Source organism: Leptolyngbya subtilissima AS-A7 (genome assembly GCF_039962255.1).
Lineage (GTDB): Bacteria > Cyanobacteriota > Cyanobacteriia > Phormidesmidales > Phormidesmidaceae > Nodosilinea.
Genome location: NZ_JAMPKY010000008.1, coordinates 123690 through 135485, shown reverse-complemented (window position 1 = coordinate 135485; position 11796 = coordinate 123690). Strand labels below are relative to the sequence as shown.

7 protein-coding genes, 1 tRNA gene and 1 pseudogene are annotated in these 11796 nt (G+C 53.8%); 3 read left to right on the top strand and 6 right to left on the bottom strand.

Annotated features, from left to right (window positions below; translation table 11 throughout):
- Nucleotides 1-20: 20 nt before the first annotated feature.
- A pseudogene (locus NC979_RS17600) lies at nucleotides 21-1114 on the top strand (T6SS phospholipase effector Tle1-like catalytic domain-containing protein).
- Between the two features lie 150 nt (nucleotides 1115-1264).
- Nucleotides 1265-1346: transfer RNA gene (locus NC979_RS17595), tRNA-Leu, on the top strand.
- A 430-nt stretch (nucleotides 1347-1776) separates the two neighbouring features.
- Here NC979_RS17595 and NC979_RS17590 read toward each other — a convergent pair.
- The 4 genes from NC979_RS17590 to NC979_RS17575 form a co-directional block, all read right to left on the bottom strand.
- The gene (locus NC979_RS17590; protein ID WP_190519276.1) at nucleotides 1777-2490 is read right to left on the bottom strand and encodes a hypothetical protein; all 714 of its coding nucleotides are present in this window, start codon (nucleotides 2488-2490) and stop codon (nucleotides 1777-1779) included.
- Between the two features lie 935 nt (nucleotides 2491-3425).
- Nucleotides 3426-3695 carry a DUF3143 domain-containing protein gene (locus tag NC979_RS17585; RefSeq protein WP_190519274.1) on the bottom strand — a complete coding sequence of 90 codons (270 nt, stop codon included), beginning with the start codon at nucleotides 3693-3695 and terminating at the stop codon, nucleotides 3426-3428.
- 43 nt (nucleotides 3696-3738) lie between these two features.
- Complete coding sequence (locus NC979_RS17580; RefSeq protein ID WP_190519272.1) at nucleotides 3739-4347, bottom strand: J domain-containing protein; 609 nt, start codon at nucleotides 4345-4347, stop codon at nucleotides 3739-3741.
- A gap of 48 nt (nucleotides 4348-4395) precedes the next feature.
- Nucleotides 4396-5247 carry a hypothetical protein gene (locus NC979_RS17575; protein ID WP_190519269.1) on the bottom strand — a complete coding sequence of 284 codons (852 nt, stop codon included), beginning with the start codon at nucleotides 5245-5247 and terminating at the stop codon, nucleotides 4396-4398.
- An 85-nt stretch (nucleotides 5248-5332) separates the two neighbouring features.
- On the opposite strand from NC979_RS17575, the gene NC979_RS17570 reads away from it, so the two are divergent.
- Entirely contained in the window at nucleotides 5333-6403 is a 1071-nt protein-coding gene (locus tag NC979_RS17570; protein WP_255524818.1) for an NAD(P)/FAD-dependent oxidoreductase, read from the top strand.
- Between the two features lie 7 nt (nucleotides 6404-6410).
- Here the strand turns inward: NC979_RS17570 and NC979_RS17565 are convergent, their stop codons facing one another.
- Both NC979_RS17565 and gltB read right to left on the bottom strand, forming a co-directional pair.
- Nucleotides 6411-6590 carry a hypothetical protein gene (locus tag NC979_RS17565; RefSeq protein ID WP_190519264.1) on the bottom strand — a complete coding sequence of 60 codons (180 nt, stop codon included), beginning with the start codon at nucleotides 6588-6590 and terminating at the stop codon, nucleotides 6411-6413.
- 308 nt (nucleotides 6591-6898) lie between these two features.
- Nucleotides 6899-11581 (bottom strand): glutamate synthase large subunit, encoded by a 4683-nt coding sequence (gene gltB / locus NC979_RS17560; protein ID WP_348253800.1) that lies wholly within the window; start codon nucleotides 11579-11581, stop codon nucleotides 6899-6901.
- Nucleotides 11582-11796 lie beyond the last annotated feature (215 nt).

Below are 11796 nucleotides of genomic sequence, written 5' to 3'. Positions count from 1 at the left end.
AAGTCGCAAGCCATCGAAGCATGGATTGCCCTCAACCCGCTCCAGAGGAACCTGCCATGAAACGTTTTGTAGTCTGCTGCGATGGCACCTGGCAAAAAGCTAGCCAAAAATTTCCTACCAACGTGGTCAAGCTAGTCCAAACTATTCAAACTAACGATAAAAATCTGCAACAGCCTCAGCTAGTGGAATACAGCCCCGGCATTGGTTCTGGTGGTGAGCTGCTCAATCGCCTCGCTGGCAGAGCCTTTGGTTGGAGCATTGACGAAAACATCAAGGCAGCCTATCGCTTTCTCTGCCTCAACTACGATGATGGCGACGAAATCTACCTGTTTGGCTTAGCCGTGGAGCCTATACTGTGCGCAGCTTAGCTGGGCTAATGCGCATTGCTGGCGGTTTGTTGCCCAACGCCGAAGTGCTAAAGGTACCAGCTGTCTACGACATCTACCGCAATCAAGGCCACTACAATGACGAACGCCGGACCAGCAAAGACGACTTTAACCTTCGCGAGCTAGAGCGCAAAAAGAGGGCCATGCAGTCTCTTAGCACCAGCGTGCGCCCCGCCAGAGTCACTGTACTGGGCTGCTGGGAGACAGTAGGCGCCCTTGGAGTGCCTCGCACTATTCCGCTGCTTAGCCAACTGCTCAACAAAAAGTATGAATTCTACGACTACCAGCTCAGCAACATCATCGATCATGCTTTCCATACCGTTGCTATCGATGAAATGCGCAAAGTTTTTGACTTTACCCCCATGCAGCAAAGTCAGAAGAACATTGATGCGGGTCAAACCCTTCAACAAGTTTGGTTCCCAGGCGACCATAGGGCCGTTGGCGGCGGTGAGTTGGGGTCCTTGCCCCTCGCAGATGGTGCTTTGCTGTGGATGATTGACACCATACAAACCACCCTTGGCCTAGGTCTAAAGTTCGACCTGAGTCTACTACAGCCTGCTTCAACGTCTCCAAACTCATTTCAGACGCCCAACATTCGCCCTGACCCAACCGCTCCAGTACCTTTAGAACCCATTTCTTGGCTGTTTCGACTGACAGGCCTCCAGCCCCGTAGCATTCCTCAGAGGCAGTTCTCCGCCCCAGCGTGTTCCAGCGCTGGCAAGCACTAGGTGCTGGCTACCGTCCCAGCAATCTTCCCCCAGAATTAGTGAATCAGCTCAACTCGTACATTTCCACCTGAACCAAGGAATTTAATTTAAAAAGAACGGGTCAAAAGGTTCCCACAGTCCGCCGTTGTTTGCTATGCTAAATCACCGAACGCGGATGTGGCGGAATTGGTAGACGCGCTAGATTTAGGTTCTAGTGTCTTCGGACGTGAAGGTTCAAGTCCTTTCATCCGCATTTTTGGTAAAGCAGTATGTGAAGCAGCTAGCCGCTTCACATACTGCTTTGACTGACTAGCCAAAATTCTTCTAAGCTTGCCACACAGATGCCCTCTAAGGAGAGACACACTTTTGAAGTGAATGCGAGACTTGTAGTCGTGGCGAAGAGTCTTCGGTTGTGGCTACACTCCCTAACCTGATTGAGGGCTAAAACTATAGCGTTAAGCAGTTCACTTCGAACATAAGTAACCCTTAATGGCAGGAATTGAGATAGCGAACTGGCATATAGTCATCTATAGTCATCGCTTCGGGGCTGGTTGAATGTCTTAACCGTTTTAGCAATGGCTGTAGCAGGACTTGGATGGCCCATAACAGCTATAGGTAGCTTGAAGAACCGCCACAGTCTGAGACCGTGGCGGCTTTTGGGCTCGTAATTGAAAGAATAGAATCTAGTGGTAGTGCTCGAGCTTGCCAAAGCGGCTTTCTAAGGAATTATTAAGGGCAAAAGGAATCCAGGCAAAGGAAAGCAGGAACTCCCCAATTTCATCTGGAACAAAGAGAGCTGGCAGGTTAATAGCTCGTGGAATAACCATAAACAGCGTAGATAGCACGACTAGCCAAGCTGTGTTTAAGGGAAATAGAGGTACACCCCACTGGGTATAAAACTGCCTCATCTGCTGACTGAATCGGTTAGAGATAGGAATAAGAAAACAGAAAACGCCTACAAAGGCAACTCCAGCCATACGAACATGCTGATGGATTCCATCAATATTATGAATGTTGAATTCATTCTGAACATTGACAGAGTCTAAAGATGCTGGTGTAGCAATACCGAAGATGCGCTGTCCCCAGCTAATTTCTTCACCACCTACCATAAACATTAAAACTGCGAAAAATAAACACCAAAACCTTAGAGGAGCGGATTTATTTTTAAAGCCAAAGGCAAAAATGCCCGCGGCAGAAAAATAGAATACAGCGCTTAGACTCTCGAGCACACCGTCTTCTTGAAACACGAAGCCTAAGTCAGAGGTACCATTGGTAGCAATATAAATGCTAAGTAGGTTGGTCGCTAATAGCGTAATGAAACAGTTTAGCCAAATGTCGTATCTAGGTTGTTCGCCCTGTTGTCGAACTTTAGCCTGGGTTTCATTCAAAGTCGTCATAACGCCTCCTCAAAAAGTGTAAAAGGTATTTTTAGACAGGTGTTCTAAATGGTAAATACACGAACGCTTTTTCAGGAAACACCGCCTTCTGGAAGGCGCATATGCGTGTTGAAGCAGGTTTAGGTAGCAGCTAAAAAATCACTGATCGCACAGTGAAGAAGAGCAGGTTAGAGTATGCAAACGAACTACGAGAAGCAGTTCCATAAACCAAAGTGCTCCTTAAGCCGCTTTTCATAACCTAAACATGAACTTCTCTTCGCTCTCGGTTAACCTAGATTTAACCATAGTTTCGCCTCGACTTTATAAAGCGCTTGCGAACAACATCCTGGTAAACGTAGGTTTTTTGTGAAAATACCTACATCGACATAGAGTTTTTTGGAAATGGCTGCTTGCCAACGGGCATAAATAGAATGTCTTTATAAACTTGATTTGGAAATATAGCAAAAATACTCAGGACAATTTTTGCCCTAAGTATCAAGAACGATGCGCTTCTCTCAGCACAGCCCTATGACTAAGAATTAACTAATGAAGGGTGATGCAGAGAATGACCCTTTCTTAATGTTTTCTGCCAGTACTTACGATCTAATAAATTGCGCCAGAGTTAACCTGATTGGGCTTGTAGCTGCTGCCCAATCGGGGTTAGGAAGTTTCAAAAATATCTTTGCTTAGTCTCTACGGCGAAAGACTGTAAGAGACTGCTTGAAAGCTCGTAGCTTTGGTAGCAAAGTTCAATGCTCTTTTTGAATTCTTTAAAGGAAATTCAAAAAGAGCATTGAACTGGTTCAGGCCCTCTGTTTAGAAGAGGTAGGACGTTGAAGGTGTCTTATGCTATGATAGAACTCTTTTCAAACAACCTCTCAGAATCGACCTTGACTAGGCCCTATAGGTCGAAAGTATTGACTTAATACAACTACGCTAAAAAGCCGGTTTTAGACTTAAGGGCCAGAAAAAATGGCTTCTTCTAAATCTTGGCGACTGAGAGAGTATTTAAACACTCGCTGAATGTCTTTATTGTCTGACCCGGCGCTGATATAGCGCACCACAATACAGTCGGTCTCAAGCAAAATTTCAGCTTCCCATCGGGGACGAATCACGTGCCAACAGTGGAGAGCGTCGTCTTGGGTACAGCCCTGTTGTTGTAGCCAAGCTTCGATGTCGGGCAGCGGGTAGTTATAAAGAGGTGTGGTTGCGGAGGGAAGTGCCATGGCTATGAGTTATAGAAACAAAGAGTAGACAGAAATACCGTATCTAAAGCCAGGTCGGTGGTGCAGATGTTAGGGATTTTGGACTATGTCGCGCCTTTGGCAAAGAAGGAGCCCTCAGGGAGGTATCCCCTACCGGAGGTTCTGCCTCTGGCTGTTGGTCTAAAGTCACTTCAATGTCAGGGCTAGCCTCTGTGGGCAATATCTCTAGGTTGGCAGCGTAATCTCCTCGGGTCAAACTCACGGTCACCACCAAGGCCAGGCAAGCCACAAACGTGAGCCCTAAAATAAAGAGGGCAAAAATTTCTCCAGCTGATAGGGGGCGATCAGTGGGGTCGAGATACATATTGGCAGGCTCTCGTCGCTGAAAGGAGGCTGGACGACTTAGTGGCTCCAGAGGCTGCATGACTGATATGCGAGAGTAGCCTACTTTTTGATCGTAGGTCCAGCGCCGATCGGGGCTACTGAGAATGGCGTAGGCTTCATTGAGTTGCTGAAACTTTTCAGTTGCTTCGGTGGCGGGCAAATTAGTGGTGTCGGGGTGGTAGAGCTTGCTGAGGTCGCGAAAGGCACGCCGTATCTGTTGAGGGCTAGCAGTAGGCTTGACCCCTAGTTGGTCGTAGTGGGTTTTGGGTCTTGGGTTTACGTCAGGCATGGCGTCCCACTGGTAGGGCAATTAGCAAGGGATATAGGCTGTTGGCTCCTATCCCGGAGCTAAGTCCCAATCGTCAAAGGAGCGGGTTAAGCGAATTTGAGCCAGGGTGAATACGACAGGAATCACCCGACCGTAGTTGGTTGCGATCGCGCGCCAGCCCAAATCGGCTAAAAACCAGCCCCACAGCGCCGGCCCTAGCACCGAAAATACGGCTCGAGTAGCTCCGTAACGAGCGGCACTAGTGGCCACCCCCCGGGAGGCCATGCGTAGAGCAAACTGCCGGTGTACTTGGGTCAACATTGTGCCACCCCCTTTGATCACTGCCTGCCGGGTTATTTCGTAGCGGGCCATGTGGAAGGCCATCTGCTGAGCAATATGCTGAAGCAGCCAAGGCTGTAGGACTGTGCTAATTGCTACAGCACTGCTGCCCTTGGCCAATAGACTTAAAGGGTTAGCCTGCAAGGCCAGGGGCAAGGATTGAAACTGGGCTGACCCCTGTAGAGACTTTTGCACCGACTGCTGAAGGCGATCGCGCTCTGCTTTTGGCAGCTTCTTGAGATTGCTGCGAAGCAGGTGTAAAAACACCTCTGCCTCTAGATCATCGGTAGACCAAGCGGCTAGGTAAGGCACCTTGAGGTAATGGCAAATCTGAATCAGCGCTTGACGATAGCTGACCCGCTGGCTCTGGCCATTGATTACCGTCAGCCCATCCGCTGCCAAAAACCGAAAGCGCTGCTCTAATTGATCGAGCCACTGCTGCCGCGTGCCGCTCTTGACCGTCAGTGGGTCAGCTTTTTGCAGATAATCTAATGGGTTGAAGCGCGGCCGAAACAGCATTTCTGTTAAGGCCTCGAGTTCTTCGTCTGTTGCTAGCTCCAGGGCAGACCGCAGCTCATCCACTGGGCATCACCATATTTAAAGACTGTCTTACATTTTTACACATTTCCCCAAGATAGGATGTTGAGCAACGGCTACACACCAAAATTTGGAAGAAACGGGTATGGAAGATGTCGTGGTCATCGGAGCTGGTCTTAGTGGGCTGACGGCGGCCCGTCAGCTCCAGCAAGTTGGCCACCAGGTGATAGTGATCGATAAGTCTCGCGGGCTTGGGGGGCGCTTAGCCACTCGCCGCCGTGGTTTTACTGCTATAGATCACGGTTGTCGGTATCTACAGCCTTTTTCTGACTCCACACTCAGTTTTGTGCCTGCGTTGCTGGAGGCTGGTGTACTACAGACTTGGGAGCCAGAAGCATTTACTCTAGAGGCCGATGGTTCTTTAACGGCAGGGTTGCCGGGGACACTCTACACAGCGCCCCAGGGCATGAGTGCTGTTGCTAAGGCTCTGGCTTCAAGCCTGACTATTCACCACCACTGGCGCGCTACAGCGCTAACTCCGCTACCTGAGGGCTGGCGAATTGAAGGAGAGACCTTGAGCAGCGATCGCCAGGAACAACCTAGCTCGATAGAGGCAAAGGCTGTGGTTGTAGCCATTCCTGCTCCGCAAGCCGCCGCTCTAATAGATAGGGCTGCGCCTCAAAACGAAGGCCTATCCAAGCTCATGCACCAGCTTCAGAACGTAGAGTTTGACGCCGTTATTACCGCAATGGCTGGGTACAGCTCTGATGAATCTGCCAGCCTTCCGAGTCAAACCTCTCGGGGCGGTTGGATGGTGGGTGGCAACAGCCACCCAATCTTGCGCTGGGCTGCCTTAGACAGTAGCAAGCGCACCGACTCTCAAGAGCCGGTGGCGGTGGTGCACAGCAGCACAGTCTTCGCGGCCAACAATATCGATCGCAGCGATCTAGAGGCTGTTGGTCAGGAACTACTCGCTGCTGCTGCAGGGAGCTTAGCATCTTGGCTCGGCTCCCCAACTTGGATGCAGGTTCATCGCTGGCGCTACGGCTTTGTGCGACAGCCTCTAGGCTCTCCTGTGCTGCATTCCCCAGCGGTGCCGACTCTAGTGGGTTGCGGCGACTGGTGCAGTGGGGGAAATGTTGAGGGCGCGATCGCCTCAGGCTACCGCGCTGCTGAACTCATCGCCACAACCCTAAAATAGCGTTGGCCTAAGCGTTGTTGTTGGAATATTCGCTATTCTCTTTGTCTTCGCTGTTGTCATCATCCGTTGCGCCAGTGTTGTTGCGGCGGAAGAAGCGCTGATTACCCGTCCGCTTTTTGCGGAATTTGCGGGCATAGGCCTGGTTACGTAGAGCTTTTTCTTTTTTCGGGTTGCGACGCTTAGACATTAAATAACCTCAGACAACAGGGCAGACGAGATCAGCAAACAAGGACACGGCACCTACAGCAGGGATATAACCCCGATCTTAGGCTTAAGAAGGCACTCAAGGCCAACAAAAATCTCAAGCCGGACGATCTGCCCGCACCGGCATTCGTCAACTTACGACATGCCAAAACTAGAGATTTACTGTAACACAAAGGGATACCAGGGCAGGTCCCTATTTTGATGTTGCCGGAACAAAGGGGTGAGCAACATGGGTTAAAAGGGAAACGATAGTAGGGGCGGGCAGCTGTCGACTATCGTTTCCCTAAAGCCCTACGACTGGCTGGAACTCAGTACCTTCTCCGCTCCGGTAGTCTCGGGATTGGCCTCTGGTGTATCAGCCTCAGAGGGCGGTACCACCTGCCAGAATTGAGGCAAATAGTCGTTCCAGTTGGCTAGAACTGCTTTGGCCTTGGGGCTGCCGGTGTGGGCCAGGTGGGCCTCAATCAGCGCTTTAAGCTGTGCTTCCCCAGCCGGGGTGATAACCCGCTGAACCTTAACGATTTCGGGATTGACTCGCACTGGAAAACCGCCGGTTTCATCTAGAAAGTAGGCTAAGCCACCGGTCATGCCGGCACCGACGTTACGGCCCACCGGCCCCAGCACGACAACCACACCACCGGTCATGTATTCACAGCAGTGATCCCCAGCGCCCTCAATCACCGCTTGCCCCTTTGAATTGCGCACGGCAAAGCGTTCGCCAGCGGTGCCCAATGCATAGAGGGTACCGCCGGTGGCTCCGTAGAGACAGGTGTTGCCAACAATCACGTTGGTCGATGGATCGTAGGTAATGTCAACGGGGGGCTTGATCACAATTTCGCCGCCGTGCATGCCCTTGCCAACGTAGTCGTTGGACTCGCCTACTAGGGTTAGGGTCATACCCGGTAGGTTAAATGCCCCAAAACTCTGACCGGCACTGCCCTCAAAGTTTAGGTTGAGCTGCCCTTCGAAGCCGTTATTGCCGTACTTTTCGGCGATCGCCCCAGCAACTCGAGCCCCAATGGTTCGATCGGTGGTGACCACGCTATAGGCTCTAGTCACCGTTCCCTGGTTCTGAATGGCATGCTGAATATCAGCGTCGGCCAGCATATCGTCGTCGAGCACTGGGCCATTGCTGTGGACGGCTTGGTGGTTCAGCCAAGTGCGATCACCCCGCCCGTCGGGCAGATCCATCAGGGTGGTGAGATCGAGGGCATTGGTTTTAGCCAGGGAGACATCCGTGCGGGGTCTGAGCAGATCGGCCCGGCCCACGATGTCGATCAGGGAGATGTAGCCTAGGCGAGCCAGCAGCGATCGCACCTCTTCAGCGATATAAAAGAAGAAATTCACCACGTGCTCGGGTATGCCAGTAAACCGCTGGCGCAGCTCTTCTTTTTGGGTGGCCACCCCCACTGGGCAGTTGTTGGTGTGGCAAACCCGCGCCATAATGCAGCCCTCAGCGATCATGGCAATGGAGCCAAAGCCAAATTCTTCGGCTCCCATTAGGGCACCCATCACCACGTCCCAACCGGTCTTGAAGCCGCCATCAACGCGCAGGGTGACGCGATCGCGCAGCTCGTTGTCCATCAGCACTTTGTGCACCTCGGTCAGGCCCAATTCCCAAGGCACGCCAGCGTGCTTGATCGAGCTGAGGGGGGAGGCTCCGGTGCCGCCGTCATGGCCCGACACCTGAATCACATCGGCGTTGGCCTTGGCAACTCCGGCAGCGATGGTGCCGATGCCCACTTCAGATACCAGCTTCACCGATACTCCGGCCTTGGGGTTGATCTGGTGCAGGTCAAAAATCAGCTGGGCCAGGTCCTCAATGGAGTAGATGTCGTGGTGGGGCGGCGGTGAGATCAGTGCTACCCCAGGCTTTGAGCGACGCAGCATGGCAATGTAGGGGCTCACCTTTTTGCCGGGCAGTTGGCCCCCCTCACCGGGTTTAGCCCCCTGAGCCAGCTTGATCTCAATTTGATCAGCGTGCATCAGGTACTCGGGAGTAACCCCAAACCGCCCTGAGGCCACCTGCTTAATGGCAGAACTGGCGGTGTCGCCATTCTTTAGACCCCGCAGGTGGGGGAAGGTGGGCGAATTGCCCTCACCATCCACGTCGGAGAGCACCTTGAAGCGCACCGGGTCTTCGCCCCCTTCGCCGGAGTTCGACTTGCCGCCGATGCGGTTCATTGCCACTGCCAGCACCTCATGGGCCTCGCGCGACAGTGCTCCTAACGACATGCCTCCGGTGCAGAAGCGGCGCATAATGGCCTCTGCCGATTCCACCTGATCGATGGCAATAGGCTGGCGATCGCTCTCAAAATCCAGCAGATCCCGCAGGGCACTGAGCGGACGATTTTCGAGCTGGGCGCGGTACAGCTCGTAGTGGTCGTACTGGCGATCGGCCACTGCCTTGTGCAGCAGCTTCGACATGGCGGGGTTGTTCATGTGGTACTCGCCACTGGGCCGCGACTGCACAAAGCCCATGTTTTGCAGGCGCTTGGCCGACAGCTCAGGAAACGCCCGCTGGTGGAATTGAATTGTCTCTTGGGCCAAATCTATGATGGAAAGGCCCCCCAACCGAGAGGTGGTGCCCCGGAAGGCCAGATCTAGCAGGTCGGGGCCGATGCCAATGGCTTCAAAGATCTGCGCGCCTCGGTAGCTGGTAATCAGCGAGATACCCATCTTCGAGAGAATTTTCAGCAGGCCCGCATCCACTGCCTTGCGGTAATTGTCTTGAGCGCCGTTGAGGGTGATCACCGGCAGCTTACCGGTTTCCATCAGCTTTTGGGTGCGGCTGTCGGCCCACCAGTGGCGCACCGACTCTAGTGCTAGGTAAGGACACACGGCACTGGCCCCATAGCCAATTAGGCAGGCAAAGTGGTGAGTGCTCCAGCACTGAGCTGTATCGACCACCAGGGAAGCACGCATGCGCAACCCGTCGCGAATCAGATGGTGATGCACCGCGCCCACCGCCAGCAGGGGGGGAATATAGCTGACGTCCGCGCTCAGCCAAGTAGGTTTTCCTTCGGTATCGACGCGATCGCTCAGCACTAAAATTGTCTTGCCGGCTTTAACGGCGGCATCGGCGCGATCGCACAACGCCGCCACAGCTTTAGCCAAACCCGTAGGGCCATCCCCAGTAACATACAGCGTTGACAGGGTGGCGGTGGCAAAGCCCGACCCGTGGATTTGCTCTAGCTCTACCTCATTGATCACCGGGCTTTCCAGCTTGAGCAGGTGGGCGTACTCGGGCTGCTCATCCAGCAGGTTGCCCTGGCCGCCAAGCTGGGTGGCGAGCGACATCACCAACCGCTCGCGCAAGGGGTCAATGGCTGGGTTAGTGACCTGGGCAAAGCGCTGCTTGAAGTAGTCGTAGAGCAGGTGAGGCTTCTCTGACAGCACGGCGTGGGGCGTGTCGTCGCCCATACAGAAAGTGGGCTCTTTGCCCTGGGCCGCCATGTCTTGAATGATCATGTCTACGTCTTCGACGGTATAGCCAAAGGCGCTCTGCTGGGGCAGCAGGTCGGCAGCGGGGTAGAGGGTCGCCTCCGCAAACAGCTGGGGCTGGATCTCGGCTCGGTTATCCTTGAGCCACTGGCCGTAGGGGTGCCGAGTGGCAACCCGCTGCTTGATGGCCCAATTTTTGAGAATTTCCTGACTCTGTAGATTGACCGCAATCATCTGGCCAGGGCCAAGACGACCCTTCTCTACGATGTCTGCGGGAGCTACATCGAGCACTCCTGCCTCCGACGACACCATTAGCAGATCGTCTTTGGTGATCACGTAGCGGGCCGGACGCAGGCCATTGCGATCGAGGGTTGCTCCCACCTGAGTGCCGTCACTAAAGACAATCAGCGCCGGGCCATCCCAGGGTTCTTGCAGGCCGCTGTAGTACTCATAGAAATCGGTGATTTCAGGATAGGCGTCTAGCTCGGGCTGGTTGTTGTAGGCCTCAGGCACCATCATCATCAGGGCTTCCTGGGGAGAACGGCCCGATCGCACTAGCAGCTCCATGACGTTGTCGAGGTTGGCAGAATCGCTGTTCTCGGCGTTGACAATGGGCTTGAGCAGATCCACGCGATCGCCCCACACCGGATGGTGGAGATCGGCCTGGCGTGCCACCATCCAGTTGATGTTGCCTACCAGGGTATTAATCTCGCCATTGTGACCCAGCAGCCGCATGGGGTGGGCCAGGGGCCACTTAGGCATAGTGTTGGTGCTAAACCGACGGTGATACACAGCAAACGAACTGATGTAGTCGGGATCGCGGAGGTCGTCGTAAAAGGCGGCCAGTACCGGCGATCGCACCATGCCCTTGTACACAATCGTCCGGCAAGAGCAGGAGCACACATAGAACTCCTTCAGATCAGCTACAGAGACCGCTGCCCGCTCGTCAGGATTGGCGGCCGCCTTGGCAACCAAATGCAGCGCCTGACGACGCACTAGGTAAAGCCGCCGCTCCAGGTCTTCGCCGGTTTCTGTCGCTGAAGCGATCACTAGCTGCTCAATGTGAGGCTGGTACTGCTTCGCTAGTGGCCCCAGCACATCAGGGTGTACAGGCACAGGTCGCCATCCCACCACGCTTAGCCCTTCGTCTTTGACTACCTGGTTAAAGGTGTCGCGCACAAAGGCCGCAGTCTCACTGTGGTTGGGCAGAAAAATCATCGCCACGCCGGTGCGATCGCTCTCCAGTGCCGCATACCCCTGCTCCTCTGCCCAGCGATTTAGCACCGCCCAGGGAATTGCCGTCATCACCCCGGCTCCGTCACCGGAAGCCTGGTCGGCGCAGCACCCCCCTCGGTGCTCCATGCAGTCGAGGGCCGCTAGGGCCTTGGCCACTAGATCGTGGCTAGCGCGATTCTGGCGATCGGCCAAAAAGCCTACGCCACAAGCATCGCGTTCTTCAACTAGCGACTTTGGCCCCCAATTTGGCCATTCAGAACGGGTGTGCTGCCGAGGTTGGTAGGGGTGATTCACAGGTGTACGTCCCATGGAAGAGGAAGATAAGGTGTGGTAAAAGCAGAGCAACGAATTTAGCTGGGAGAACTAGCCTAGCAGCACACATCCCATAGCAGAATGGCTGAGCCTTTGAAATCAAATTGCTAGGCACAGTCCTAGAACGGGCTAGAACGGGAAGCCAATCCCGCTTCGATTCAGGCAACCTCGGGCAGGCTTAGGGGTTAGTGCCCGCG